This window comes from Marinomonas ostreistagni (assembly GCF_016888445.1).
In the GTDB taxonomy this organism is placed as follows: Bacteria; Pseudomonadota; Gammaproteobacteria; order Pseudomonadales; family Marinomonadaceae; genus Marinomonas; species Marinomonas ostreistagni.
In genome coordinates, this window is the sequence record NZ_JAFEKF010000002.1 from 404,553 (window position 1) to 430,828 (window position 26,276).

Consider the following 26,276-nt stretch of genomic DNA (forward strand, 5'->3'; position numbering starts at 1 on the left):
GACGCGACTAGAGACAAGATGAGGTCATTGCTCCCTCATGGCTCGCTGCCCCGCGGCCTAATTTCAAGAGTATTAATCAGGTGCGCACATTAGCACACACCTTGATCAATTATTTATCTTATTGCGACACATTCGAGTGCTTTGACGCAATCCCTGTGCCTCTTTTTTGGGCACATTCAGATGGCCAAATAGTAAACATGTCATTGCCATAAGTCACACTTAAGCAAAAAAAAGTCAAAGCGCAAGGGTGCTGTATCAGAAAACCTTATAGATCACATGAAAAGGTGATCAAAAATTACAAAACCGTCGTAATCACACCCGCCTCTGACGCTTGTGTGCAAGATTAGTCGTCTTAGCTGGTTTCTAATTGGCTTCGCTCCTAAGTGGGCGATAGTCTACATAAATGTCGTGAATGGTTATTTATGTAGACCAATAAAAGAAGATTTTACGGCTAAACTCGGACAACAATAAGTACGGCATCATTATGAGAATTGGTATACCGAAAGAGATAGAAGACGGCGAGCTGCGGGTGGCCATGACCCCTGCGGTCGCTGAAAGGGTCAAAAAGTTAGGCTTTGATCTTGTGATTGAGAGTGGTGCAGGTGCTGCAGCATCTTACTCAGACGAAGCATATGAGGCAGCAGGCGTAGAAGTGACCAGCGATACAAAAGCGCTATGGCACGACTCTGACGTCCTGATTAAAGTACGCCCTCCAGTGGAACACCCAGAGCTTGGCTTTTATGGCATTGAGCTACTAGGTAAAGATCAAACACTGATTAGTACCCTCTATCCTGCGCAAAACTCAGCTAAGTTAAACGAACTGGCTGCACGCGGCACGAATGCTGTCGCGCTAGACGCTGTGCCACGTATTTCACGTGCTCAGAAGATGGACGTACTAAGTTCGATGGCCAACATCGCCGGTTACCGTGCGGTAGTGGAAGCAGCGCAACACTTTGGTCGCTTCTTCACAGGTCAGATCACTGCCGCAGGTAAAGTTCCGCCAGCGAAAGTGATGGTTATCGGTGCAGGTGTTGCAGGTCTTGCAGCCATCGGTGCCGCGAAAAGTATGGGTGCGATCGTACGTGCGTTCGACACGCGTCCAGAAGTAAAAGAACAAGTCGAAAGTATGGACGCCGAATTCCTTGAGTTAGATTTCGAGGAAGAGGACGGCAGTGGCGAAGGCGGTTACGCTAAAGTCATGAGCCCTGAGTTCATCGCAGCCGAAATGGCCTTGTTCGCAGAACAAGCCAAAGACGTTGACATCATCATCACCACGGCGCTTATCCCAGGTAAGCCTGCACCAGAATTGATCACAGAAGAAATGGTTCGCTCAATGAAACCAGGTAGTGTGATCGTTGACTTGGCGGCAGAAACTGGCGGTAACTGTAAGCTAACTCAAGCGAACGAAGTCGTGCATGCACACGGCGTGACCTTGATCGGTTACACCAACTTGCCAAGCCGTATGGCGGCGCAATCAAGCCAATTGTTTGCGACCAACATTTACCACCTACTTACTGAGCTTTGCCCGAACAAAGATGGTCAGATCGATCTGAACATGGAAGACGAAGTGATTCGTGGGGCAACGGTAGTCAAACAAGGCAACATCACTTGGCCACCACCAGCACCGCGTTTGTCTGCGGCGCCAAAGGCGGATGTCAGTGAGCCACTGCCAGAGGCGAAAGAGCCTGCTAAGAAAGAAGAGAAGAAACCAAGTGCCTTTGGTTTCCTAGTACCTGTGTTAATCGTAGGTGCATTGCTAATGGGAGTGGGCAGCGTAGCGCCTGCTGAGTTTATGGGACACTTGACCGTCTTTGTATTGTCGTGCTTTGTCGGTTATATGGTGGTTTGGGGAGTTAGCCACTCTCTGCATACGCCACTAATGAGTGTTACCAATGCCATCAGTAGTATCATCGTGGTCGGTGCTTTGACACAGATCTCGAACGATAGTCCGATCGTTTCGATACTGGCTGCTCTGGCAATCTTTATTACCAGCATTAACATCGTCGGCGGTTTTGCCGTGACGCATCGTATGCTGAAAATGTTCCGTAAGTAGGAGACGACAATGAACTTTGGAGTAATGACGGCTGCCTACATCGGAGCCAGCGCCTTATTCATCATGGCACTGGGTGGCTTGAGCCACCAAGAAAGCGCACGCCGCGGTAATATCTACGGCATCCTAGGTATGGCACTTGCGATGGGTATTACTATTGCTGGTGCAGTAACAGACAACTACGGTCTACTGTTAGTCGGTCTAGTGCCTGGCGGTATCATCGGTTACATCCTAGCGAAACGCGTGGAAATGACCTCGATGCCAGAGCTAGTCGCTATCCTACACAGTTTGGTAGGTTTGGCTGCGGTCTTCGTAGGCTTTGCCAATGCTTTTGGCCATGGCGCTTACGAGTCTGTTGTAGCACAACGTATCCATGACGTAGAAACGTCACTAGGTATCTTTATCGGTGCAGTAACCTTCACGGGTTCTTTGGTAGCTTACTTGAAGTTAAGCGGCAAAGTATCGGGTAACCCACTGCAACTGCCTGGTCGTCACATGATCAACCTTGCGATCGTATTAGTGTCTTTGTACCTAATCGTAGAATTCGCAGCGGTTGGCGCAGACGCAGGTATGATTTACCTATACATCATCACAGCGTTGGCATTGATCTTCGGTGCGCACCTTGTGGTTGCCATCGGTGGTGCAGACATGCCAGTGGTTGTATCGATGCTGAACTCATACTCAGGTTGGGCAGCGGCAGCGATGGGCTTCATGCTAGGTAACGATCTACTTATCGTAGTCGGTGCCTTGGTAGGTAGCTCGGGTGCGATCCTGTCTTACATCATGTGTCGTGCGATGAACCGTAAATTCTTGAACGTTATCCTAGGTGGTATCGGTTCTAAGAAGAAAAAAGCGGCTCCAGCAGCAGGCGGTGCAGCAGAAGAACAAGGCGAAATCGTCGAAGTTCAGACTGAAGAAGCGGCGCACATGCTAGAATCTGCGAAAGAAGTCATGATCATTCCAGGTTACGGTATGGCCGTTGCTCAAGCACAGCACACGGTTTATGAGATCACTAAGAAACTGCGTGAAAAAGGCGTTAACGTGCGCTTTGGTATCCACCCTGTAGCGGGTCGTATGCCTGGTCACATGAACGTACTGCTAGCAGAAGCGAAAGTACCTTACGACATCGTGTACGAAATGGACGAAATCAACGAAGATTTCCCTAAAGTAGACGTATCGGTTGTTATCGGTGCCAACGACATCGTTAACCCTGCAGCAAACGAAGTTGAAGACAGCCCAATTGCTGGTATGCCAGTACTTGAGCCTTGGAAAGGTAAGCACACTATCGTACTAAAACGTGGTATGAGCCGTGGTTACGCGGGTGTTGAAAACCCACTGTTCTTCAAAGACAACACACGCATGTTGTTTGGCGATGCGAAACAAACAGTCGACGCACTGTTGAAGCACTTGTCAGAAGACTAAAAGCTAGTCTGATAAAAAAGCCCGAGTCATCTAAGATGTCTCGGGCTTTTTTGTGTCTGAAGAAAATACAGTTGCTTTAGAAAGGGATTGCGACCGGTCAGTATCAAGCTTCGAACCGCCCAAGACGGCACATCCATGTGCCGGTTGGGCTACGCAGGCATCCTGCCTGCTGTTCTCAGTCTTGATATCTGACCTTTTATCAAGTTTCTCAGCTGTAGTATCTGGCTTGTTGCTAAGCCATATCCAATGTCATCAGTAAGCGCTGTTGGCCAGCCTCGACACCCGGAGAACGGTGCACAATACCGCGCCCTTCATTACCTTCCCAGCGTTCACCCTTTAATAGCGCAACATCGCCGGCGCTGATTTGCTGAATCGTGGCATCGCCAGAGATTAAACCAGAGCTGCTATCGGGTAGACCATTGCTACCGCGCCCCAATTTTTGACGGTTCAAATCGCTTTCTGAAAGCCATTGCGTGGCTGGGCCTGCGTAAGTTGTGATCAAGCGACACGGCACTTGATCGACATGAAAACGAGGGCACATAGCACGATCTACTTGCGTTAAGCGTAGGCCCGCAGTATCCGCATCAAACAAACAGCAGTAAGCATCGACCAATAAGGCGATGTCCCGTATCAGCACATCACGACCCGATACATCCGGCAAACTACGCTCAAGTGCCTGACTCACGTTGTCTGGGGTAACAATTTCACTTAGCGAAAAGCTGGTTTGGTTGGCCAGTAGCGCTGCGACAGCCTGATCGAGCTCGTTCTCGAGCACGCGCTGCCATACCGCGAAGTTGACGTCGTCTTGGTAGATCTGTGTGAGCCCCGCAAGCTCTTCAGACTGTGCGGCACGTGGCGCGGCAATGGCCTCACTCATAGGGTAGTCGACGGCTTGAGTGCTCATGCCGCCTCCTGCCATGCTGGGAATGGGTCTTCAAATTGTGTCCAAGCTTCTTGTCCAGCCAATAGTTCGTCTTCGGTCAGCAGGCAGTTTTCCAGAGCAGCCAACATGGCGTCTTTGTCCAAGCTTTGGCCGATAAACACCATTTCTTGGCGCATGTCGCCAAATGGTTCGTGCCATTGATCCATAATAATATCGATGGATTCTTGGTCTTGCGGCCAGAATTTACGTGGCACCGCGTGCCAAAACATGCCCGCAAAACCATAGTGTGCAATACCGCCTGCTTGGCTCCATTGACCTGCAAATTGCGGGCGTGACGCCAGCCAAAAGTAGCCTTTAGAGCGGATCAATTTACCGTATTGTTCTGTGCTGTGTAGGAAGTGATGGAAGCGTTTTGGGTGAAACGGTTTACGTGCCACAAAACTAAAGCTGCCAATGCCGTATTCTTCGGTTTCAGGAATGTGCTCGCCGCGCATTTCTTTCATCCAGCCTGCTGACTGCTGGGCTTTTTCGAAGCTAAATTTGCCGGTGCCGAGAATCGTTTCTGGAGCGACACGGCCGTGCTCCATGGTCAGAATGTCGGCTTCGGTATTCAGTGAACGCAAGATGGCTTTAAGTTTATCAAGTTGCGCTTGATCAACTAGGTCGGCTTTACTTATCAATAGCATGTCGGCAAATTCGACTTGGTCGATCAACAGATCTGAGACGCTGCGCTCGTCGTCTTCACCTAAGGATTCGCCAGTTTCTTGCAGGCTTTGCGCTTGCTGGTAGTCCTTTAAGAAGTTCACTGCATCGACTACGGTCACCATGGTATCCAAGCGCGAAATATCAGACAGGCTGACACCATCTTCATCAGCAAAGGTAAAGGTCTCGGCCACAGGCAGTGGCTCAGAGATACCGGTCGACTCGATAACTAGGTAATCGAATTTTTTCGCTTCGGCTAAGCGACGTACTTCCAGCAGCAAGTCTTCACGTAAGGTGCAGCAGATGCAGCCATTACTCATTTCCACGAGCTTTTCTTCGCCACGGTTCAGAGAGACTTCTTTTTCCACAAAAGCGGCATCAATGTTGATTTCACTCATGTCATTAACAATCACGGCAATTTTTAGGCCGTCACGGTTATTAAGGATATGGCTTAGTAGGGTGGTTTTGCCAGCGCCTAAGAAGCCCGACAGTACAGTGACCGGAAGGCGATCATTTGAAGGGGTAGTGGACATAATTTTCTCCTGCAAAATTATTAGGATGTTATAACATAACATTTGTGTCGGATAAAGCTGACCGCCTTGCACAGAGTTTACTTAGACGTTTTTGGTCATAGCTTTTAAGATGAAAGGATTATTTCAGTAATCATCAGTGGAGGAAGTGCGCGTGACCCAAAGAGCATCAGAATTGATTGAAACCATGACGCGCGTGGACGGCGTCGCACCTGGTTCAGATTTAGCCAAGCATCAGAAAATGGCGCAGAGTCCATTTGTCTTCTTAAGAGGCTCGGCGGCGCTGTTTTATCACGACTTGGCGACGGCGCGTGTGCGCCTGCCAAGTGAGCTCGAACAATGGCCACTGACGATGATTATGGGCGATTGCCATGTGTCTAATTTTGGCTTTTTCAGTGAAGAAGGCTCTCACGGTGGCGACGTTATTTTTGCCCCCAATGATTTTGATGATGCCTGTGTCGGTCAAGCCGGATGGGATCTATTGCGCTTTGGCGTGAGCATGATTTTAAGTGCCGATCATTGCAAAGGTGCGCTAGCGGGGACGTATCAACTGGAAGATACACTGGGTAAGTCTAAGGTTGTTGATTCGGCGCAGGTAGAGCAAGCACTGGAAGCGTTTTTAGAAAGCTATCGCGCGGTGTGTGTACGCATTTTATCGCAGCAATGGGATTATCGCGCGGTGCTACAAGACTTCGAAAAAGACCATATTTTACATAAGCCAGAAAACAAAGCGGCGAAGCGCCAAGCCGCTGGCAAAGACTTTATGAGCAAAAGCTCACTAGCCAAAGCTGTCGATTTAACTGCTTTTCCACTGCAGTTTCGGGCGCTGCCAGAGAAGTTTCAGCGCATCAACCGCGCCTTATATCACGAGATTGAGCAACAGTTTGCCCCCTACGTCGACGATCATATTCTCGACATAGTTGAGCGTGTGGGCGCCGGCACAGGTTCGGTCAATATGGCACGTTACTATTTATTGGTCGGGCCTGATGCAGTGGCTCATGAAGATGAGTTAGCCCAGTATCATATCGTCGAAATCAAAAAGCAGCGCCCTGCAGCGCCGTTATTTTGCTTCACTGAATTAAGCCCAGTGAATTTACTGAATCCGGCGCACCTAACAGTGACTTGTCAGCGTCGCATGCAGCGTAATCCTGATTTGGTGCTTGACGAAGCACGTTGGAAAAAGTCGCACTGGTTGATTCGTTCACGTCACCATGCTCGTGTGGGTATTGATCCAGAAGACGTGTGCTGCGGCAAAAAAGCGCAAAAGAATGGTTTGCTCGATTATGCCTATGCCTGTGGTATGGCTTTAGCGCTGGCGCACTGTCGCAGTGATCGTCGGGGTTATGGCTTTGAGCATGCGGTGGCTGCAACACCTGATCAAGCTTGGCAAGCACTTAAAGAAGTTCAAAAGGCGTATGCGGAGCAGGTGAAGCAAGATTGGCAGTGGCTGGCATCTGAGCAAAGTCGCTGAAGTCTGATCAGGCTTCAGTGTTGAGGCCTGCCAACTGCCATAGTTGCTCTTTATCCACGGCATCGATTTGCTCGGGCTTCAGGTAAGCGTTGGCGTAGGTGAGGTAGGTTTGCGACTCAACAAATAGCTTAAATAAATCGCCGTCCAAATGCTCCTTTTTCACCATGCTGGCGAGGATGGTAAGTGCTTTTGAGATGCTATGGCCCGCTTTGTAGGGGCGGTCGGATGCGGTTAACGCTTCAAACACGTCGGCAATGGCGAGCATACGATCTTGTACACTGAGCTCTTCGCGCTTGAGTTGCCTTGGGTAGCCGTTGCCGTTGAGCTGCTCGTGATGATTGCCAGCAATGTTGGCAACGTTTTTGTACTCATCAGGGAAGGGCAACGAGGTGAGCATTTTGATGGTTTGCACCATATGATCTTTGATCACAAAGCGTTCTTCCTCGGTTAATGTGCCCCGCTGTACACTTAAGTTGTACAGCTCTCCCTTGTTAAACGCTTGCTCTGGCAGCTGCATATTAAAGCCCCAAATATTGTCAGGGTTGTCCGCCTCTACGGCAGGGCGCCGGTCTCCCCAAGGTTCAATATGTTCAGCTCTGTTGGTGAGCAGTGTTTCTTGCGCTGGCAAGGTTTCCGGTGTGTCTGGCAGTAATTGCTGTTCGTCTTGAGACAAACCAAGACGATTACTGAAATGGCGGGTCCAAGTGGTTTGAGCGATTTGTTGTAAGCGCTCAATATCTTGCTCTGACATGGCTTCGCCGCCTATGTTGCTGTGCGCGATAAAGGCAAAATCTGCGAGCAGTTGTTGCTGGCGCTGGTGTTTATGCGCTGCCAGCTGGCTTTCATCTTGACCGGCGATTTGCCCTTTGAGGTACTCGATCTCAGCGTCACGCCAGAGTACTTCAAAGCGCGTGCGCACCTCATGAATGCGATTATAGATGGTTTCTAGTTTGGTCGCTTTGTCGACCACGTGTACCGGGCTGGTGATTTTGCCGCAGTCATGCAGCCAGGCGGCCAGTTGAAACTCGCGGCGCTGTTGCTCCGTCATGGTGAATGGCGCCAGTGGGCCTTGGTTAGTTTGTTCTGTGGCGTCGGCCAGCATTATGGCAAGCTCAGGTACGCGCTCACAGTGAGCGCTGGTGTAAGGAGACTTGGCATCAATGGCATCGGCGAGTAGACGAATGATGGCATCGAGTAATTCCTGTTGTGCTTCTAATTGGCGGCGAGTAGAGATTGCTGTGGCCGCTGCACCGGATACCTCATCCATAAAGCGTTGAAACGATTCAATGTTTACCTGTGACCCTTCTGGTAATTGCAGTAACAGCATGCCCAATGTGGTGTTATCACGGTCGATCAAAGGCGTCAGAAATAACTGCTGCGTGTGATCAAGCTGCGCCATCAATGCAGGGCGTAATTCAGGCCAGTGAGTGCTATGACAGATGAGCGTTTCTGGGCACTGAATATGCGCTTGTGTGGCGCGCTGCATTTGCGACTTGGACTCATTAAATAAGTACACTGCCCCAGCTTTGGAAGACGTAATGGCAATTAGGTGATTAGAAACTTGTTCGAGCATGTGTTCTAGATCAGGGTCGTGCGCCAAGGTGTGCGAAATCGATTGGAAGTTATGAATCGTCAGTGCCATATGATCGGTTAAGGATGAGAGCACATTCACTTCTTTGACTGGCGAGGTCACATCAATCTTGCGATTAAAATCAAATGACGACAGCTTGCTGACCTCTTTCGATAGCAGGTGCAAAGGATGCGCAATCGAGCGTCCGACGAGCCAACCGAAAAACATCAAAATCAAAATGACCCCACTGGCAAGCAGTAGTTGATTTCGTAGATTTTGGTTGATGTCGTGCAGTAAGAAGGACTGCGGCACAGCATAAAGTAATTGCCATTCTTGCATGCTTGATCCCTCTAAGGGATAGCTTAGGCCATACCATTGTTCACCCTCGGCGGAATATTTAGCGATCGTTTGCGTATGGTTCGGCTGCGCCTGCAGTTGTGCTAAAGCGTTATTGTCTAATTGTGCGAGAGTTTTGATCTCAGAATGTTCGTCATCAGCGGTGGTCGTCAGGGGGACATCGGTCTGGTTGTAGCCCATTAGGTGACCATCGTGATCCACAATGGCCATTTGTATCGGGGTGGCTGGCGTTAGCTGATGCATATACTGCGATAAGTCGTTAATCGACGCATCGACCCCTACGGTAGCTCTATTATCGGCATTATAAATGGCGAAGGAGCTGCCAATTTCATCGGTTGAGTAGAATAAATAGGGCTCTGTTAAGATGGTGCCACGCTGAGAATGTGCTTGCTGAAACCACGGTCGTTCTCTTGGGTCGTAGCGATAGTCATTGGGTTGCTCAAGGTGCTGTAGCGGATTGAGTTCGGCATCGAAAAACGTCCAGCGCGTGTTTTCGATCACGCCTGAGGCCTGGCGGTCGATTGCTTGCAGTAAAAACTGCGCCCCTTCTGGGGCATTGAAACGTGCTCGCGCAATGGGACTTTTAAGGGAGCGAAATAAAAAGAAATCACCATCATCGTAGCCGACGTAGACCGCGCTTAAAATCTGGTTCATCTTGATTAAGCTTGCCAAAAAGGGCAGGCGAGCAGTGCGCTGATCCATATTGTTTAGGCTGGTGATGGCATCAAATTGCAACAACATCACACTCTGTTCAGCCGTCGCGGTGACGTGCTCAATTTGCATCTCAAGAGATAACGTCGCTTGTTTGGCATTAAGCTCTATCTGCTGATGTAAGGCATCACGACCATACCAGTAGGAAAAAATGGTTAGCGTTGCCGCTAACAACATCATACTAAGGATGATGCTGCCACTGACTAGCACTCTAACTGAAATTCCCTTTTTTAGGCGGTACCTATTCATCCATGTCGACCTTTTTTAATGGCAAATTTGTAGGAAACTATGAATAAAATGCGCGAAATTACGTTGTTGAGTATTGGTTAGGATTAAAAAATGTTCAAGTTTAGTGAGGCGAATAAAAAAGGCTGAACCCATCGGAGTTCAGCCTTTATAGGCGCATTTAAGTAATAACTTACGTCGCTGGCGCTTCTTCAGGGTGGGTATTTTCGACGTGGTGTTTGGTTGCAACTTTACGGATCGACATATTGGCAAAGAAAGCTACGACCAAAAGGCCCGCCATCGCGTACATTGTCGTGTTGTACAGGCTAGACGTCGGGTCGACCGTGCCTGCTGGTGCGATTTCCATCAAACGACCAAGCGTTACCGTGTTAGAGGCGATTAAGGCTTCTAACTGCTCACGGCCCGCACCGAAGGTTTGCATAAACACGGCCGGATCGATTTTGGCTGCGAGGTTATGGATCGCGTTGTTGAGAGACTGCTCACGCAAGTAAGTGATCGCAAACGGCCCTAAGACGCCCGCGGTACTCCAAGCCGTCAACAAACGACCGTGAATGCCACCAACATGTAGCGTGCCGAAAATATCAGCCAAGTACGCTGGAATCGTCGCAAAACCACCGCCATACATAGTGAAGATGATCATGGTCGCCAAGCAGAACAAGATTAGCCAAATAACCGCTGGGTTACTGCTGACTTGGCTGGCGATGTAGGGAATCGAGACATACAGCACCATACCGATCAAGAAGAAGCAGTAGAAGGTGTTTTTGCGCCCAATATAGTCGGACGCTGAGGCCCAGAAGAAGCGGCCCACCATGTTAAAGACACTGATCATCAAGACATACGTCGCGGCAAAACCAGCGTCGACAATCAATGGCAGCGTCGTGCCGAAGATTTCCGTCATCATGGTCTTGGCCACCCCGATCACACCGATGCCCGCGGTCACGTTCAAACACAGCACTAACCACAATAGGTAAAATTGCGGTGTTTTCAGCGCTTGGTCGATGTGGACGTGATTGGTGCTGATCAGCTGAGTTTTGGCTTCTTTCTCAGGTGGTGGTGTCCAGCCTTCTGGTTTCCAGTCTGGTGCTGGCACGCGATAAGCAAATGCCGCGATGGTCATGACGATGAAGTAGACAATCCCCAACGTGATAAAGACGCCCGCTACACCTGTATCGCCAGTATTGACTACGTAAACACCTTCTGGCCCTGGCACCGGCACTTTGGCCATGTCCGCTGCGCTGGCAACGACCACTTCAAGGCGCTCGCCGGCCACTTCGACAAAACGACGGCCGGCATCTGTGATCATGGTGACATCGGTTACTTTACCAAGGTACTGCGGCGCTTCGTAAAACTTGGTCAACAGCCATTCTTTTAACGGCGCACCGATCATCGCACCACCGCCAAAGCCCATAATGGCCATGCCGGTGGCCATGCCCCTTCGGTCAGGGAACCACCGTATTAAAGTACTCACGGGTGAGACATAGCCGAGGCCGAGACCACAGCCCCCCATGACGCCGTAGCCTAAATAGAGCAGCCAGAGCTGGTCCCAGAGAATACCGAGGCTACCGACTAAAAAGCCGCCGCCCCATAAAATAGCGGCTAAGAAGCCCACCGCACGAGGGCCGACTTTTTCGAGCCATTTACCGCCAATCGCGGCGGCTAAGCCAAGAAAGACAATAGCTGTTGAGAAAATCCAAACAACAGAACTTAACGACCAATCATCGGCGGCGCTGGCAACGACACCGTGTTGTCGAACAAGAGGTGGGTTAAAAATACTCCAGGCGTAAACAGAGCCAATACATAGGTGAATGGCGATAGAAGCTGGGGGTACCAGCCAACGGTTGAAGCCGGGTTTGGCTACAATGCGCTCTTTTAATAAGAACGATAAAGGACCAGATGATTGAGACATAAGGTTTCGCTCCGCTTTTATATTTATTGTGGCAGTTTGTGATCGCAAGTGGGTAACTTGCGCATTACCTATCGCAATAACTAGGCCAATCTGTAAAGTCTTTTTAAAACATTGACTTACAAGTATTAGAGGGATTTATATGATAAGCGGTAGGGTTATTTTGATGCGTTTTAGAGAAGCGGGCGGGTCATTTTGACCCGCCTTGAAGAGTGATAGCGAAGAGCGTGCCAACCGCTACCTTAGAACGCACTTTGAGTGTGGCTCTGGCCTGATCTAAAAGCCGCTTACTGATGGCGAGCCCCAACCCTGTACCTTGGCTTGAGGTGGTGTAGAAGGGGTCAAAGATGCGTTTTTTCTGCGTCGGCGTCATGCCACAGCCGTTATCGGCCACTAGGACACGTACGCCACCTAAGCGATGATTGCGGCTGCGAAGGGTGATCGTACCGTCGTTATCGATGGCGTTAGCAGCATTCATAATCAAGTTGATCAACACTTGCTGTAGCTGAGCGCTATCCGCTAGGGCAAGCTGATCTGCTCTAAGGTCTAATCGCAAGCTGATGCGTCGACGCGACAGTTCATGCTGCACCAGTGCTTGCGTGTTTTCGATGATTGGTCCGACGTCGATTGCGGCCAATTGATGAGTGTTAGGGTCTTGTTTGGCAAGCTTAAGTAGATCGTCAATGATGGTTCGAATACGTGCTACTTGGGCGATGATGATATCAGCGTCGTGTTGGATTTCTGGAGTGACTTGATCGCCAAGTTCATCCATTAAAATGTCCATATAGCCCAATATGACCGCGGTCGGATTGTTGATTTCATGAGCTACACCTGCGGTCAGTTCGCCTAAAGCGGCTAATTTACCCTGTTCTACCAACTGCTCTCTAGTGCGGTTTAACAAGGTGATATGTTGTTGTAGTTCTTGGGTTTTTTGTTCTAATGCTTGGGTTCGTTGCGCGACTTTATGTTCTAGTTGTTGAGCGGCGGATAGAATCTCATCGCGCTGCTGATCCAGTTGGCTTTGCATGTCATTAAAGTGTTCGGCTAGCTGATGTACTTCGGCCGTGGTATTAAGCGATGGAATCTGTAAACGCTCACCGTCACGGATGCGATCCATCACTGAAGTCATAATTTCAAACGGTTTGGCCAGTGAGCGTGCACCTAATATTGCCAATGTGATACAGACTACTAACACCGCGGCAAATAGCCACAATAACAGCTCTAGCCAATGGTATAGGCTGCTCATAAAGGGGGCTTCTAAAAAGCCTGCGTACAGCATGCCAATGCGCTCACCATTTACATCGGTCACGGGTTCGTAGGCTGAAACATACCAATCATTCACGACAAAAGCGCGATCGAGCCAACGCTCACCTTGCAGCAACACCTGCTGCTGGACTTGGTCCGAAACCGTGGTGCCGATGGCGCGTTGCTGTTGCGCGCTTGGGTGTGGCACATTGGTGCTGATGCGTACGTTGTCTAAAAACAAGGTGACTGTGCCAAGCCCTTGCTCGGGCAAACTACCCGGTCCGTAGACGGTGTTGCTAATTTGGTCGACAAACGCGTGGTTGGCGTTCATTAATAAACCCGCTGCCAAATACGCTAGGATTTGCCCATGCTCGCCCGTTACTGGATAGACAAAATGCAGTAGCATGCCGCGCTGTTCGATGGCGGATGCGTCAGCGCCTGTTAGAGGGGGAATCGCAGCTCGCTTTGCTAAGGCTGGGTCCAGTCGTTCTAATGTGGTTTGCGAAAATACTTCCACGCCACTGCTGGGGCCTTCGAGTTGGGCACGAGTTAATAGTGGGCTGCTAGGGTAGAAGCAATCCTGCTGTGCAATGGCGCATCCCGCTGGCGATAAAATGCGCACAAAATCCAGCTCAGTGGCCAAGGCTAGGCGCTGCTGCAAGTTGTCGACTTTTGTGGCCTCGGGGCTGGCGAGTTGTTCACGTAAGTCCGCTCTAAAGCGGTAGTCATTGGCGCTTAACGATAGGCGTACTAAGTATTGTTCTTGGGTGTTTAAAAAGGTCTCGTGGGCGACCGCTAGATCGGTATTGGCTTTCATCAACAATTGACGATAGCCCACCTCGTTGCTCCACAAGTAAGCCAATAAAATGACGCCTGGTAACACCAGTAACAGAGGGAACAACGTAAGCGCTACCATGCGTCCTCTTAAGCTGTCCAAGTATTGTCGCCAACGCTTAGAAGCCACCGTCTTCTCCTAATGTCAGTTTGCGATCTAATGTTTTGCGAGTGATGCCAAGGCGCTCAGCGGCCTTGGTTTTGTTACCTTGGCAATCTTGCAGTACTTGCTCAATGTGCGCGACTTCTACTGCCTTTAGGGGCCACTGGCTTGGGTAGCCCTGAGAGCTAGAGGCGTCATTGGCCGAGGTCAGCAATTGTGCTGGAGTGAGTGCTAATAATAGGCATCGTTCGATGATGTTTTTGAGTTCGCGCACATTGCCTGGCCAAGCATAATCTTGCAAAGCCCGTTGATCATGTGGGCTGAGTGAAAACGGGCTAACGCCCAATTCGACACTGAGTTTGGCGATAAAGTGTTGCGCCAGCAGCACGACATCGTCACGACGTTGGCGCAAAGCAGGAAGAGCCAGTTGTAAAACATTTAAACGATAGAATAAATCTTCACGAAACGCGCCTGAGCTGACGGCTTGGGCCAAGGATTTATTGGACGCGGCCACGATACGAACATTGACCGGATCATCGCGCTCCGCTCCCACGGCGCGAATGCGACCATCTTCAAGTACCCGCAGTAGTTTGGATTGCATCGCCAGCGGCAGCTCGGCGATTTCATCTAAAAACAGCGTGCCGCCATCGGCATAACTAAAGAGCCCTTCACGGGCCTGATGGGCGTTGGTGAAAGCACCTTTCACATGACCAAATAATTCTGATTCGACCAGTTCCGGCGCGAGGGCTGCGCAGTTTACTGGCACGAAGGCGCCGCTGCGATCACTTTGCTGATGAATGGCCAGCGCCGCTAACTCTTTACCGGTACCGGTTTCACCTTCAATCAGTACCGCCGATGGCGCCTTGGCAATACGACTAATGAAATCCCGTGCGCTCTGCATAACGGCACTTTCGCCAATAAGACCGGTGTTATTGTCTTGGCGCGAAAGTTGTTGCGTTAAGACGAAGTTTTCTTTGTGCAAACGGCGATGTTCTAGGCATTTGGCCACCGCTCTGCGCATTTGTTCTATACGAAAGGGTTTGATGATTAAATCACTGGCCCCTAAACGCAAGACATCGATGGCTTGGTTTAAGTCGGCGAAGGCGGTCATGAAAATCACTTCAGAAGGGCAGCCAGATTCGCGTGCACTGTGAATCCATTCCACTCCAGAGCGCCCAGGCATACAGATGTCGACAATCAACACATCAAAATGCTGTTGTTGGCGCAACGTCTCGGCTTCTTCGCTGGATGAGGCAACAGCCACATGAGCGTAATATTTGCTTAGGGCACGTTGTAAGAAGTCACGAATACCGGCCTCATCATCGACAATGAGGATGCGGTTATCTTGCAAAGAATGAGATGTGGGTAAAGTCGCAGGCGATGTGATGGATACGCTCATATTGTTATTCTAATTGACTGATTTCAAAAAAGTTTAGCACAAGCGCTTGGTTAACAAAGCATCAATCTTGAGGCTTTGAGAGATTTTTGACTGCGCAGAAAAAGTGAAGCGTGTGTGAATCAAATTGGCGTTCGGTTGCAAAAGCTTCAACCATCATTAAATCTAATACTGCAAGGCAAGCAACTATGTGAACACATGAGAACCAAGGGGGACACCATGATTCAACCTACAGCTGATACAAAACCGATCGCAAACATTATCAAGACAATGAACAGCGGCATTGCGTTTTACCAAGAAGCGAAGCAAAAAGTCGAAGATGGTACACACACAGGGTTCTTTAATCGTATGATCGATGCCAAGGCAGAGGCGGTATTTGAGCTGCAGCCTTACGCCGTTAAAGAAACGGGCGATCTGGTCAATGGCGATGACACCATGGTTGAAGCGCGTAAGGCGTATACCAAAATCGCCGATAAGCTCACTTCAAACAGCACCGCGTTTACCTATGTAGAGCAGCTTGAAGAAGTCGAAGATCGAGTGCTAGAAGAAATTGATACGGCACTTAAAAAGGAGCTTCCAGATAACTGCGAAGCGACCTTGATCCGAGTACAAAAACGTATGAAAGAGTGCCACGATGAGATGCGTATGCTAAAGACCAACGTGGTTGAATAAGCTGCGCTGTTGAGCACCGCCGAAAAAACAAAACGGCCCGTGATGGCAGCATCACGGGCCGTTTTGTTATGGCGCCCTAGAGTGCTTATCCCAGTAACTTAGCCGTGGCTAAATATCCCTTCTGGATGGTCTTAAGGGCGTTGTCAGTTTGGTCGCGCTCGACATAGTAGTGCTCGACGCCGGCTTGTTTCGCGCGCGCGAAGATCGGTGTAAAGTCTGTGATGCCAGTACCTACATCAGCGAAGTTACCCGCTGCGTCCATATCTTTTATGTGCCACAGTTTAAAGCGACCTGCGTGTTGCTCAAAGTAAGCAAACGGGTCTTGCTTGGCTTTTAATACCCAGTACAAGTCCATTTCCATGGCCATATTTTGTGCTTCGACTTCGTTCAGTAACACGTCGTATGGCATCTCGCCATTCATCACATCAAATTCAAAGGCATGGTTGTGGTAAGCAAGCGTTAGACCTTGTTTGCGGCAGGCTTCGCCCCAGCGGTTACACTCTTCAGCCAGTACTTTGTAAGTATCGATGCCATGGCCTCGTTGTTCTTCGCTGAGGTACGGAATGACCACGTATTGGTGACCGATTTCTTGGGCCAGCTCGATGACTTTTTGAATACCATCATTGCGGAAGGTATCCAATGGAATATGGGCGGAGGGTGATGACAAGCCATTGTCATTCATCATCGCACGGATCTCTTTTGGCGAATGACCAAAATAGCCGGCAAACTCCAGTTCTTTATAACCCACTTGTGCGACCAACTTTAGTGTATCGCTGACGCTGGCGCCCATCATATCGCGTAGTGTGTACAGCTGTAGACCGACCGCCTTTGCAGTGCTGCTGGCGAACACTGGCATAGATGGCAGTGCCATGGCACTGATACCAGCGGCCCCCAATTTCAGTAGGTTACGACGGCTGATGCTCTGTGAAGAGTGGTTAAAGTAGTCAGACATTTAGATGTTCTCCTAGATTATTTTTATTGTCGTCCCTGCACCTTTTAAAAAGGCTATTGGTCTGGCGCAGGGCCGGTGCTGGCGCGGGTAATCAACTCAAAGGGTAAGATCACTTTCGGTGCTTTGGTGACTTTGTTGTCCAGTACATCGATCAATAGATTGACCGAGGTGCGTCCAAATTCTTCTGCAGGTTGGGCGATGGTGGTCAGCGGTGGGTCACAAAACTCCGCAAAGGAAATATCATCAAAGCCTGTCACTGAGATATCCTCTGGAATGCGTAGGCCCGCGTCTTTAAAGCCTTGTATGGCGCCCATGGCGATTTCATCGTTGGCGCACACTACCGCCGTAGGGCGGACTGGCAACGCCAAGATTTGCTCCGCCGCTTCACGGCCTGAGTACAGATCAAAGTGTCCAGCAAACAGTAACGATTCATCAAACTCAATCCCTGCATCCGCTAACGCATCACGGTAGCCTGCTAAACGAGTCTGAGTTAATGGGCTCTGTTGAGGGCCTTTGATGATGGCAATACGGCGATGATTTAAATCGATCAGATGTTGCGTGATGGCTTTGGCGGCCGCGCGGTTATCCAAGGTCACCACCGGAAAGCGATCATTCTCGAGTACTTCACAAGCATTCACCATCGGCAATAAGCCTGTTGAATCGTCCAGCTCAAATGGATTGTGAGCGCGTAGCTGAATCAGACCATCGGCCTGAGAGGTCTGTACCATTTTGGCGTAATTGGCCTCAAGTTCGGCGTTGCCTAAGGTATTACCAAGTAAGAGGGCGTAGCCGCGCTCAGCGGCGGCGCTTTGCATGCCACTGATAACACGGGCAAAGAAGACGTTGGCGACTGTCGGTACTAGCACGACCAAATTGGATGTCTTGCCCGAGCGGAATTTTACCGCCATCAGATTGGGCTGATAGCCTGTTTCTGCCACCGCAGCCATGACTTTGGCGCGGGTCTTTGGGGATACTCGCTCGGGTTGTTGTAGGGCGCGGGACACACTTGCCACGGATACGCCAGCTAACTCTGCGACATCACGAATGGTTGCCATAACCGTCTCTTAAACCTTTTTATTCTTCTCAGTCACAAAAATGTAACCGATAACATATGTTAATGGGAAGTTACAGGAAATGTCTGAAAAATCCAGTACCTAGTGAAGATTATACCGCAGTATTCGCCCCAAAAAGAGGCGCCATGCCCCGTCATTGCTCAAAATTGTTTGACAGATAAAAATGTAAACGGTTACATTTTGTAATAATTATAGGCTAGACAACGCTGGGCTGCTGTCAGCGAGGAGAGAGAAATGGCGAAACTGGAAAAAGTCCGTGTCGGAATGGTCGGTGGTGGCGAAGGAGCCTTCATCGGTGCGGTGCATCGACACGCAATGGGATTGGATGGTCAATACGAGCTTGTATGTGGTGCCTTCAGTCGTCAGACAGACAATAACCAGCGTACCGCTGACAGCTTAGGTCTTGATGATCAGCGTGTGTACGCCTCTTGGCAAGACATGCTAGCGCAAGAAGCCGAGCTTCCTGAACATGAGCGCATGGAGGTAGTCGTTGTGGTAACGCCGAACCATATGCACGTGCCGATTTCGATGGCGGCCATCGAAGCGGGCTTCCATGTATTCTGCGAAAAACCTGCCGCGCTTAGCTTAGACGAAGCCAAACAACTGGCGGATGTTGTCAATAGTTCAGACCGCCTGTACGGTCTGGCGCACACGTATCTTGGTTACCCCATGGTGTGGCAAGCGAAGTCCATGGTTGAAGATGGCAAGCTGGGCACCATTCGTAAAATTCTCGTCGAATATCCACAAGGCTGGCTGTCTGAGCCTGATGACCCTTCTAATAAACAAGCTTCTTGGCGTACCGATCCTTCTCAGTCAGGCGCGGCTGGTTGTATGGGTGACATCGGTACGCACGCATTTGGCTTAGCCGAGCTGATCAGTGGTCAAAACGTAACTAAACTGTGCGCCGATATGAACTCTGTTGTAGAAGGCCGACGCCTTGATGACGATGGTGCGGCGTTTTTTCGTACCGAGCAGGGCGCGCGCGGTGTGTTGATCGCCAGCCAAGTCTGCGTCGGTGTCGAAAACGATCTGAAAATCCGAATTTACGGTGACCAAGGCGGCCTTGAATGGTCTCAAATGGAGCCGAACTCCCTGACTTACCGTACGATGGATGCGCCGTACATGGTGTATCGCGCCGGTGCCGGTCAACCTGGTCTGTATCCAGAAGCTGCCCGTCGCTGCCGTGTTCCAGCGGGTCACCCAGAAGGTTATCTAGAAGCCATGGCTAACTTATACAGCGATTTTGCTGCGGCCGTGCGCCAAGGCTTGTCTGGCAAAGCGCCGGGTGTGCCTGGGCTTGAATCTGGCTTGCGTGGCATGGCGTTTATTGAAGCCATGGTGGCAAGCGGTGCCAGCGATCAAAAATGGCTAACCATGCCAGATACCCATTAATTGAGTCGAGGAGAAAACGATGTCGACGATGAAAGGACCTGCGATTTTCCTCGCACAATTTGCGGGCGACAATGCGCCGTTTGATACGCTTGAAGGCATGGCCAAATGGGCGGCGTCTTTAGGGTACAAGGGCATTCAAGTGCCGACCGACCCTAAGTTATTTGATTTAGAAATTGCTGCCGAAAGCCAAGAATACTGCGACAACATTAAGGCTATGTGTGAACAAGCTGGTGTTGAAATCACCGAGCTGTCGACGCACTTGCAAGGCCAACTGGTAGCCGTACACCCAGCCTACGATGAGCTGTTTGATAACTTCGCCCCAGCAGAATTACACGGTAAACCAAAAGAGCGTACCGAGTGGGCTATTAACCAATTGAAACTGGCGGCAAAAGCGAGCCAACGTCTTGGCCTAAAAGCCCACGCGACTTTCTCGGGCGCGTTTATGTGGCACCTAGTCTACCCATGGCCACAACGCCCAGCGGGCTTGGTTGAGCAAGGTTTTAAAGAATTAGCGGCGCGTTGGACGCCGATCCTCGATGCCTTTGACGCAGCAGGTGTCGACGTATGTTACGAAATTCACCCAGGGGAAGACCTGCATGATGGCGCCTCGTTTGAGCGCTTTTTAGCGGCGGTGGATAACCACCCGCGTGCCAACATCCTGTTTGACCCAAGCCACTTTGTACTGCAACAGCTGGACTACCTCGACTTCATCGATCGTTATCACGATCGCATCAAGATGTTCCATGTGAAAGACGCAGAATTCAATCCTAATGGTCGTTCCGGCGTTTATGGCGGTTACGAAGATTGGGTGGATCGTCCTGGCCGCTTCCGCTCATTGGGCGACGGACAGGTGGACTTCAAAGGCATTTTCTCCAAGCTCACTCAATACGGATTTGATGGTTGGGCCGTGCTCGAATGGGAATGCTGCTTGAAAGACTCAGCTCAAGGGGCTGCGGAAGGTGCACCGTTTATTGCCGCGCACATGATCAAACCAACCGAGGTGGCGTTTGATGATTTTGCTGGCGCAGGCAGTAGCGAAGCACGTAATCGACGCATCTTGGGGCTTGATAACGCATAACCATAATAACGGCTTTGCCCACACCATGAGGTTAAAACAATGATAACAACTCGTCTTAGTTTAATGATGTTTCTTCAGTTCTTTATCTGGGGAGGATGGTTCGTCACCTTAGGCACTTTCTTAGGACAGACCTTAGAAGCCAATGGCGGCGAGATCGGAATGGCGTTTTCAACCCAGTCATGGGGCGCGATCATCGCGCCGTTCATTATTGGTTTGATTGCCGACCGCTTCTTTAATGCCGAGCGTATTTTAGGGGTATTGCACCTGATCGGCGCAGTGTTGATGTACATGATGTATCAAGCACAAGACTTCAGTGCTTTTTACCCGTATGTGTTGGGCTACATGATTGCTTACATGCCAACTCTTGCCTTGGTGAACTCGGTATCGTTTGGGCAGATGAAAGACCCTGCGAAGGAGTTTGGTAAAGTACGTGTTTGGGGTACTCTCGGTTGGATCGTGGCTGGCCTAGTGATCAGCTTCGTATTCTCTTGGGATTCGCAAGCCTCTATTGCTGATGGCATGCTGCGCAACACCTTTATGATGGGCGCGATCGCATCGGTTATTTTGGGTGTTTACAGCTTCACCTTGCCCAACACTCCGCCAAAAGGGGCGGCACAAAGCGGTGGCTTAAACGAAATGCTAGGGCTTGATGCCTTGAATCTGCTAAAAGATCGTAACTTCTTGGTATTCTTCGTCTCGTCGGTACTGATCTGTATTCCATTAGCGTTTTACTACCAAAACGCTAACCCATTCTTAGCAGGCATCGGGGTTGAAAATGCCACCGGTATCATGACCATCGGTCAGATGTCAGAAGTATTGTTCTTGCTGATCATGCCATTGTTGCTGAGCCGTTTTGGTATCAAATTAACCCTTTTGATCGGTATGCTGGCGTGGGCCGTGCGTTATGTGTTGTTTGCTTACGGTAATGCCGACAGCGGTCTAATGATGCTGATCATCGGTATCGCTTTGCATGGTATTTGTTACGACTTTTTCTTTGTGACTGGCCAGATTTATACGGATGCCAAAGCCGGAGAAAAGAACAAGAGCGCGGCGCAAGGTATGATCACGCTGGCGACTTACGGTGTCGGTATGCTGATCGGCTTCTGGGTAGCGGGTAAAGTCACTGACGCTTATACCGTGGATGGTATGGCTGACTGGAGCGGTATTTGGCTGTTCCCAGCAGGCTTTGCCGCCGTGGTAATGGTTATTTTCTTGATCCTATTTAAGGATGATAAAAAAACCGCTCAGGCGTAATAAAGGTCTGACTCCAGAAAGCCCGGCATTATGCTGGGCTTTTTTGTGACTTAATGCCCTGTTTGCGCTCAATCGCATTGCTTTTGCCGTTGGGGCTATAGTATTTTTGGATGATATTGTTAATCAATATCATCTCATTCAATCACATCTCTAAAAGGGAATTTATGAACGCTAAAGTCGTTGCTGCGTTGGGCGCTGGTTGCGCATTGGCATTGGTTGTCGTGCCACCGATGTTTATCAAATCACATGTCGCCGCCAACTTGGCTGAGATCCAAGCATCTTTTAACGCGGTGCCAGGTCAAGAGCTGACCTTAGAAAAGCAAGAGGATGGCTGGTTCGGTGCCTCTTACACAGGTCATGCGACAGTCAACCTACGCCAGCTTGACCCAAGCTTGGCAGATTTATTTGGCCCGAGAGCGGAAGTGCCTTTTACGCTTGAGACGGCTTATGGTCCATTGTTGTTTGCAGATGGTTTTGGTTTGGGCTTGGCCAAGCAAGTAATTGAAGTGGCCGGCGAAGAGTTACCTGAAGAATTTGACTGGGACCAAGACCAGCCGCTTTATCAAGCAAGCGTGACCACGCCGATGTTCGGCGGTTTAGAGGTCTCTGATCGTGTGGTGCCTTTTACCATCACCGATAAACGTGGACGCGGCAGTGTCGAGTTCAGCGGTTACCAAGGCAGCGGTTCTTTCTCTGACAGTGCCTTTGATTACGCTGGTGAAATTGACTCACTATCGATTTCGGATCGCGGCGAAGCGTTGACCATGTCAGGTTATACCTTTGATATCGATTCTGATACCGATATTCAGACCATGATCGAAACCGGTATTGCGCAATACGATATGAGCATGCATCTTGAGCAGATGGCCTTTACCGAGATGTTCAGTGTGTCTGATATTGAGCTAAGCGGCGGTTCAGACGTCGACGAAGAGGCGCAAACTACCAGTGGTAGCGGGCATTTCTCAATGGCCGATTTGAGTGTTATGAACTTCCCGACAGTGGAAGAGCTGACCTTTGATATGACGCTTAATGACTTCAGTAATGAGTTTTTGACGCGTTTTAACGACTTCAACAAAGAGCTTTCTCAGGCGCCAAGCTATCAGCAAGACCGTCTACTGACCGCGTTTATGATGGAAAACCTTGAGCTATTGATGAGCACGGATCCGTCGATGAAGCTAGAGGCTTTAGACGCGTCATTTGAGCAAGGGGATGTGCATTTCGAAGGTTTTGCTGAGTTCCTAAACGGCGCAAACTTTGACTCAAACAATCTCAATTCACCGGATGCCCTAGCGCAGATGGTACAAGCGGGCGCTGAGTTTGAAATTGATGAAGCGTTAGCCGAGACATTGGTCAATGCTTTTATGCAAATGCAGCTGCAACCACAGCTAGAGCGTGGCTGGATGACCCAAGAAGAGTTTGATGCGCAGTCTGAGCAGGCGACGCGTAACATGCTGGAGTCTTTCATTGCTCAAGGTTGGATTGTCAAAGATGGTGACGCTTACACCGCTGACTTTGAGTTAGAAAACGGTCAAATGGCCTTTAACGGCCAAGCGATGAACCTGTAATCCACCAAGGTAAGGTTGGGCGCTGCCCAACCTTACGCTTGATAAAATACCGCCAACCAAATAGTTGTGTGCTCTGGATCGGTTTTAATCACTCGATGCTGGCTGTGAGCAGGGATATTAAGCCAATCGCCGGCTTTGAGCGTGACGATACGCCCATCATCAAACACCAGCACCCCATACCCCTCTAACACCATGACCCATTCATCTTCTGTTTGGTCATACCAGGCTTGATTTAATGGGCTATTCGGCGGCGTAACGATCCGCTCAATACGCATATTTGACGCATTGATTAATGGCTCAAAATGCTCCCTTGATGTATCTAAGGGCAGTTGTTGTAAAAGATTCTCGATCATTGGACTAGTCCCTGTTTTTATTAGTCGTTTTACCAAGACAATGTGACATTCCCTAGCAGTGTCTTGGAAAAGAGCAATTTTATCATAGTCTTATGAGAAAAAGCGTATGGGCTTTAGTGGCATAAAAACTCATAGCTTTAAGGTGGGGAGCGAATCTGTCGTGATATTAGGGATGTAGCCGACGGGCGTGCCAGTAATGTTCCTTCCAGTAGACATTGTCTAAACGTGAAATCATTACGCCACGCGAGGAGGATGCATGAAGGAATTGCCCATCTTCGATGTAAATCCCCACATGACGCGCTTTACTGCCGGTTTTGAAAAACACCAAATCCCCAGCGCGTAAATCGGCGCTGGGGATGGCGAAACCGGTTTGCGATTGCTGGGCGGTAGTGCGTGGAATGCGAGTGGCGAACTGTTGCTCAAGAGTGAGGTGAACAAAGCCTGAGCAATCGACGCCGCGTTTGCTCATACCGCCCCAGACATAGGGGGTGCCACGCCATTCTTGATGTTGCTGGTAAAGGCGTTGACTAACAAATGCCTCGCTACTCTTTTGTAGCACCGACGCTTCTACCTGATAGGCTGTATCAGGAGCACTTTGCATCATTGAGCCACAGCCGGTCAGCGTAAGGCTCAAACTCATTAAGGTCGCGGTTAAAAAAGTGTTAGCTCGGGTCATGTCGAAAGCATCCTAGCAAGGTTGTTTTCATCATAAGCACTTTTTTGACCGCTGACAAAAAATTTACAAAGCGTAAATGACATTACATGTTAGTGGCGTCCTTGATGGCATTCAACAGTTGCATAAATCCTTCTGGGCCTTGGTACAAATCTGCGCCGGAAAACATATAGTTTTGGCCATTACTGGTCATGATCAACTGTGGCACGCCTTTGTGTTCCATCTGGCCTAATAAGCGCCCTGCGTGTTGCACCATTTGCTCACTGCGTTGTTGTAGTGCTGCATCTTCAGTGATGGCGGTGAGAATCTCTTCACGAGTGACACTTAGGCCATGTGTGTTTGCTACGTCAGCTGCAATGTCAGCAACGATATTGGCGTCAGCCGTGTCTAAGCCGTCGACGTAGCGACAGGTTTGCGCGCGCTGTAAGAAGCGATGGGCTAACCCTAGTTGTTGCGATTCTAGGTAGACGATCGCCAAGGTTAGCGCTTGTGACGAAAACACGCCTTGCTCGTTGCCCAATACCTGATCAAAGTAAGCTTGCGAAAATGGCTGCTGGGTAAGTTCTTGAATACGCAGGTCATTCTTCTTCGCGTGTTCCGCCATACTATTCATGGGGCGGGGCTGATAAAACATGCCTACCGGTGCCATGGCGATATTGCCAAGCTTAGCATCATGGAGTGCTTGAATGGTCGGCGCTGCCGCGTAGCACCAGCCGCATAAAGGGTCGAATAAATAGGTAAAAGTCATACTGGCCATTCCAAAAGATAAGCCGCCAAGATAAAAGGATTTGGAGCTGTTGAAAAGAGTTCAAGCGCGCTAAGCGCAACATTGCTTGATCAATGTCGCGCAGCGGCCTAAATCAGATACGGGCTAGACATCCGCTAGCGCTTGTTCGCCGAGCAAGCGTAGGGCAATTTGATTATTGAGATGAGCCACGATGACCTGACTGCGCAGTAAGGTAGGCAGTTCGATCAAGGCCACGAGTACCAACAAAGCAATGCCGATAGCGGGTGCGACAAACAGTAAGCCAACACCTAACAGCATCAGCACAAGATCAAACAGACCAGCGAGCCATTGGCCCACATAAAAGTTGTGCAGCCCAGCAACGAAAAACCAGTTCAGTGCGGCGTAAGTATCAGGGTCTTTGATGGCGGGTTGATAGCGCTGATAAAACGCCAAGCGTTGGGCGTCAGGCATTTGTTGCAAGGTGTGGCGGATGTGTTCTTCTTCAGCGCTCACTTGCGCTTGGCGTACGGTCCAGGCTTCAAACACGCACAGCTCCTTTAGGGTAGTGGGTCGTCGATACGCTCGACTTGATCGGGAACGTTACAGCGGCGCAAACGCCGCCACGCCAGCCAGCAACCTTTTATCACCCCATAGGTTTGAATCGCTTGGGCAGCGTATTCGGAGCAGGTAGGGGAAAAGTTACAGGACACACCAAAGCGGCGGCTGCCGCCACCGCCTTGTTGATAGCGCCGTATCAATGCTAACAGCGCCCGTTGACCCAGATTCATGGTTTAGCGGCCCAAGGTTAGGATCACTGTTTCGCGTGACCAAAATAGCCAAAAGCGTTTCTTTTCAATTACTTGAAACACCATCTGCCAACCATCAGCCGCGGCTTCATTAAGTTTGGCCTCAAGGCGCTTGATCGGTAAGCCAGACGAGCCCAATAAAATCGTACCGCAACCGCCTTCCGTGACAATCTCAACTTTGTATTCTTTGTACATTTCGCACTCCAATTAGCGTTTATAGATAAAAGCCATCTTATAACCAAAGCGCGCGCGAATAAAAGGCATCCTTGCAGCCTGAAATAGACATGCAAGCTTTTGTCGTGATATTT

At 49.9% G+C, this 26,276-nt stretch carries 22 protein-coding genes; 8 read left to right on the forward strand and 14 right to left on the reverse strand.

Annotation, left to right across the window (positions count from 1 at the left end; translation table 11 throughout):
- Positions 1-484: 484 nt before the first annotated feature.
- Together JQX58_RS07380 and JQX58_RS07385 are read left to right on the forward strand one after the other, a co-directional pair.
- Positions 485-2,053, forward strand: a complete 1,569-nt coding sequence (locus JQX58_RS07380) for a Re/Si-specific NAD(P)(+) transhydrogenase subunit alpha (RefSeq protein WP_204146193.1) — start codon at positions 485-487, stop codon at positions 2,051-2,053.
- A 9-nt stretch (positions 2,054-2,062) separates the two neighbouring features.
- Positions 2,063-3,472, forward strand: a complete 1,410-nt coding sequence (locus JQX58_RS07385; RefSeq protein ID WP_204146194.1) for an NAD(P)(+) transhydrogenase (Re/Si-specific) subunit beta — start codon at positions 2,063-2,065, stop codon at positions 3,470-3,472.
- A 232-nt stretch (positions 3,473-3,704) separates the two neighbouring features.
- Here JQX58_RS07385 and JQX58_RS07390 read toward each other — a convergent pair whose 3' ends face one another.
- Both JQX58_RS07390 and zigA read right to left on the reverse strand, forming a co-directional pair.
- Positions 3,705-4,376 carry a DUF1826 domain-containing protein gene (locus JQX58_RS07390; RefSeq protein WP_204146195.1) on the reverse strand — a complete coding sequence of 224 codons (672 nt, stop codon included), beginning with the start codon at positions 4,374-4,376 and terminating at the stop codon, positions 3,705-3,707.
- Entirely contained in the window at positions 4,373-5,590 is a 1,218-nt protein-coding gene (zigA, locus tag JQX58_RS07395) for a zinc metallochaperone GTPase ZigA (RefSeq protein ID WP_204146196.1), read from the reverse strand. The genes JQX58_RS07390 and zigA overlap by 4 nt, the downstream gene beginning before the upstream one ends.
- A gap of 151 nt (positions 5,591-5,741) precedes the next feature.
- Between zigA and JQX58_RS07400 the strand changes: the two genes are divergently transcribed.
- Complete coding sequence (locus JQX58_RS07400; protein ID WP_338040700.1) at positions 5,742-7,058, forward strand: DUF2252 family protein; 1,317 nt, start codon at positions 5,742-5,744, stop codon at positions 7,056-7,058.
- A 7-nt stretch (positions 7,059-7,065) separates the two neighbouring features.
- On the opposite strand, the gene JQX58_RS15525 is transcribed toward JQX58_RS07400, so the two are convergent.
- The 4 genes from JQX58_RS15525 to JQX58_RS07420 all read right to left on the reverse strand — a co-directional run bounded on the left by JQX58_RS15525 (position 7,066) and on the right by JQX58_RS07420 (position 15,426).
- A complete protein-coding gene (locus tag JQX58_RS15525) occupies positions 7,066-9,906 on the reverse strand; it encodes an HD domain-containing phosphohydrolase (RefSeq protein ID WP_204146197.1) in 2,841 nt (946 codons plus the stop codon).
- Positions 9,907-10,114: 208 nt separating this feature from the next.
- A complete protein-coding gene (locus tag JQX58_RS07410) occupies positions 10,115-11,848 on the reverse strand; it encodes an OFA family MFS transporter (protein WP_204146198.1) in 1,734 nt (577 codons plus the stop codon).
- Positions 11,849-12,035: 187 nt separating this feature from the next.
- The gene (locus JQX58_RS07415) at positions 12,036-14,054 is read right to left on the reverse strand and encodes a cache domain-containing protein (protein ID WP_204146199.1); all 2,019 of its coding nucleotides are present in this window, start codon (positions 14,052-14,054) and stop codon (positions 12,036-12,038) included.
- The gene (locus tag JQX58_RS07420) at positions 14,044-15,426 is read right to left on the reverse strand and encodes a sigma-54-dependent transcriptional regulator (protein WP_204146200.1); all 1,383 of its coding nucleotides are present in this window, start codon (positions 15,424-15,426) and stop codon (positions 14,044-14,046) included. Before JQX58_RS07420 ends, JQX58_RS07415 begins: the two co-directional genes overlap by 11 nt.
- 216 nt (positions 15,427-15,642) lie before the next feature.
- Between JQX58_RS07420 and JQX58_RS07425 the strand changes: the two genes are divergently transcribed.
- Positions 15,643-16,095, forward strand: a complete 453-nt coding sequence (locus tag JQX58_RS07425) for a PA2169 family four-helix-bundle protein (protein WP_204146201.1) — start codon at positions 15,643-15,645, stop codon at positions 16,093-16,095.
- A gap of 85 nt (positions 16,096-16,180) precedes the next feature.
- On the opposite strand, the gene JQX58_RS07430 is transcribed toward JQX58_RS07425, so the two are convergent.
- Entirely contained in the window at positions 16,181-17,047 is an 867-nt protein-coding gene (locus tag JQX58_RS07430) for a sugar phosphate isomerase/epimerase family protein (protein ID WP_204146202.1), read from the reverse strand.
- Positions 17,048-17,100: 53 nt separating this feature from the next.
- Positions 17,101-18,102 carry a LacI family DNA-binding transcriptional regulator gene (locus JQX58_RS07435; protein ID WP_204146203.1) on the reverse strand — a complete coding sequence of 334 codons (1,002 nt, stop codon included), beginning with the start codon at positions 18,100-18,102 and terminating at the stop codon, positions 17,101-17,103.
- A gap of 252 nt (positions 18,103-18,354) precedes the next feature.
- Between JQX58_RS07435 and JQX58_RS07440 the strand changes: the two genes are divergently transcribed.
- The 4 genes from JQX58_RS07440 to JQX58_RS07455 all read left to right on the forward strand — a co-directional run bounded on the left by JQX58_RS07440 (position 18,355) and on the right by JQX58_RS07455 (position 23,409).
- Entirely contained in the window at positions 18,355-19,512 is a 1,158-nt protein-coding gene (locus JQX58_RS07440; protein WP_239090213.1) for a Gfo/Idh/MocA family protein, read from the forward strand.
- A 19-nt stretch (positions 19,513-19,531) separates the two neighbouring features.
- Positions 19,532-20,590 (forward strand): sugar phosphate isomerase/epimerase family protein, encoded by a 1,059-nt coding sequence (locus tag JQX58_RS07445; protein ID WP_204146204.1) that lies wholly within the window; start codon positions 19,532-19,534, stop codon positions 20,588-20,590.
- Between the two features lie 39 nt (positions 20,591-20,629).
- The gene (locus tag JQX58_RS07450; RefSeq protein ID WP_204146205.1) at positions 20,630-21,844 is read left to right on the forward strand and encodes a nucleoside permease; all 1,215 of its coding nucleotides are present in this window, start codon (positions 20,630-20,632) and stop codon (positions 21,842-21,844) included.
- Positions 21,845-22,008: 164 nt separating this feature from the next.
- Positions 22,009-23,409, forward strand: a complete 1,401-nt coding sequence (locus JQX58_RS07455) for a YdgA family protein (RefSeq protein ID WP_204146206.1) — start codon at positions 22,009-22,011, stop codon at positions 23,407-23,409.
- Between the two features lie 32 nt (positions 23,410-23,441).
- Here JQX58_RS07455 and JQX58_RS07460 read toward each other — a convergent pair whose 3' ends face one another.
- The 6 genes from JQX58_RS07460 to JQX58_RS07485 all read right to left on the reverse strand — a co-directional run bounded on the left by JQX58_RS07460 (position 23,442) and on the right by JQX58_RS07485 (position 26,163).
- Positions 23,442-23,762, reverse strand: a complete 321-nt coding sequence (locus JQX58_RS07460; RefSeq protein ID WP_204146207.1) for a cupin domain-containing protein — start codon at positions 23,760-23,762, stop codon at positions 23,442-23,444.
- Positions 23,763-23,928: 166 nt separating this feature from the next.
- Positions 23,929-24,438, reverse strand: coding sequence for a C40 family peptidase (locus JQX58_RS07465; protein ID WP_204146208.1), 510 nt, complete (start codon positions 24,436-24,438; stop codon positions 23,929-23,931).
- An 82-nt stretch (positions 24,439-24,520) separates the two neighbouring features.
- The gene (locus tag JQX58_RS07470; protein ID WP_204146209.1) at positions 24,521-25,183 is read right to left on the reverse strand and encodes a DsbA family protein; all 663 of its coding nucleotides are present in this window, start codon (positions 25,181-25,183) and stop codon (positions 24,521-24,523) included.
- A gap of 123 nt (positions 25,184-25,306) precedes the next feature.
- The gene (locus JQX58_RS07475) at positions 25,307-25,708 is read right to left on the reverse strand and encodes a hypothetical protein (protein ID WP_204146210.1); all 402 of its coding nucleotides are present in this window, start codon (positions 25,706-25,708) and stop codon (positions 25,307-25,309) included.
- A gap of 11 nt (positions 25,709-25,719) precedes the next feature.
- Positions 25,720-25,950 carry a membrane protein insertion efficiency factor YidD gene (yidD, locus tag JQX58_RS07480; RefSeq protein WP_204146211.1) on the reverse strand — a complete coding sequence of 77 codons (231 nt, stop codon included), beginning with the start codon at positions 25,948-25,950 and terminating at the stop codon, positions 25,720-25,722.
- A 3-nt stretch (positions 25,951-25,953) separates the two neighbouring features.
- Positions 25,954-26,163, reverse strand: coding sequence for a DUF4177 domain-containing protein (locus tag JQX58_RS07485; RefSeq protein WP_204146212.1), 210 nt, complete (start codon positions 26,161-26,163; stop codon positions 25,954-25,956).
- Positions 26,164-26,276 lie beyond the last annotated feature (113 nt).

What these genes read in the sequence shown, in the direction of transcription:
- JQX58_RS07380 (WP_204146193.1), top strand. Translation starts at nt 485, where the DNA reads ATGAGAATTGGTATACCGAAAGAGATAGAAGACGGCGAGCTGCGGGTG.
- JQX58_RS07385 (WP_204146194.1), top strand. Translation starts at nt 2,063, where the DNA reads ATGAACTTTGGAGTAATGACGGCTGCCTACATCGGAGCCAGCGCCTTA.
- JQX58_RS07390 (WP_204146195.1), bottom strand. Translation starts at nt 4,376, where the DNA reads ATGAGCACTCAAGCCGTCGACTACCCTATGAGTGAGGCCATTGCCGCG.
- zigA (WP_204146196.1), bottom strand. Translation starts at nt 5,590, where the DNA reads ATGTCCACTACCCCTTCAAATGATCGCCTTCCGGTCACTGTACTGTCG.
- JQX58_RS07410 (WP_204146198.1), bottom strand. Translation starts at nt 11,848, where the DNA reads ATGTCTCAATCATCTGGTCCTTTATCGTTCTTATTAAAAGAGCGCATT.
- JQX58_RS07420 (WP_204146200.1), bottom strand. Translation starts at nt 15,426, where the DNA reads ATGAGCGTATCCATCACATCGCCTGCGACTTTACCCACATCTCATTCT.
- JQX58_RS07425 (WP_204146201.1), top strand. Translation starts at nt 15,643, where the DNA reads ATGATTCAACCTACAGCTGATACAAAACCGATCGCAAACATTATCAAG.
- JQX58_RS07430 (WP_204146202.1), bottom strand. Translation starts at nt 17,047, where the DNA reads ATGTCTGACTACTTTAACCACTCTTCACAGAGCATCAGCCGTCGTAAC.
- JQX58_RS07435 (WP_204146203.1), bottom strand. Translation starts at nt 18,102, where the DNA reads ATGGCAACCATTCGTGATGTCGCAGAGTTAGCTGGCGTATCCGTGGCA.
- JQX58_RS07440 (WP_239090213.1), top strand. Translation starts at nt 18,355, where the DNA reads ATGGCGAAACTGGAAAAAGTCCGTGTCGGAATGGTCGGTGGTGGCGAA.
- JQX58_RS07445 (WP_204146204.1), top strand. Translation starts at nt 19,532, where the DNA reads ATGTCGACGATGAAAGGACCTGCGATTTTCCTCGCACAATTTGCGGGC.
- JQX58_RS07450 (WP_204146205.1), top strand. Translation starts at nt 20,630, where the DNA reads ATGATAACAACTCGTCTTAGTTTAATGATGTTTCTTCAGTTCTTTATC.
- JQX58_RS07455 (WP_204146206.1), top strand. Translation starts at nt 22,009, where the DNA reads ATGAACGCTAAAGTCGTTGCTGCGTTGGGCGCTGGTTGCGCATTGGCA.
- JQX58_RS07460 (WP_204146207.1), bottom strand. Translation starts at nt 23,762, where the DNA reads ATGATCGAGAATCTTTTACAACAACTGCCCTTAGATACATCAAGGGAG.
- JQX58_RS07465 (WP_204146208.1), bottom strand. Translation starts at nt 24,438, where the DNA reads ATGACCCGAGCTAACACTTTTTTAACCGCGACCTTAATGAGTTTGAGC.
- JQX58_RS07470 (WP_204146209.1), bottom strand. Translation starts at nt 25,183, where the DNA reads ATGACTTTTACCTATTTATTCGACCCTTTATGCGGCTGGTGCTACGCG.
- yidD (WP_204146211.1), bottom strand. Translation starts at nt 25,950, where the DNA reads ATGAATCTGGGTCAACGGGCGCTGTTAGCATTGATACGGCGCTATCAA.
- JQX58_RS07485 (WP_204146212.1), bottom strand. Translation starts at nt 26,163, where the DNA reads ATGTACAAAGAATACAAAGTTGAGATTGTCACGGAAGGCGGTTGCGGT.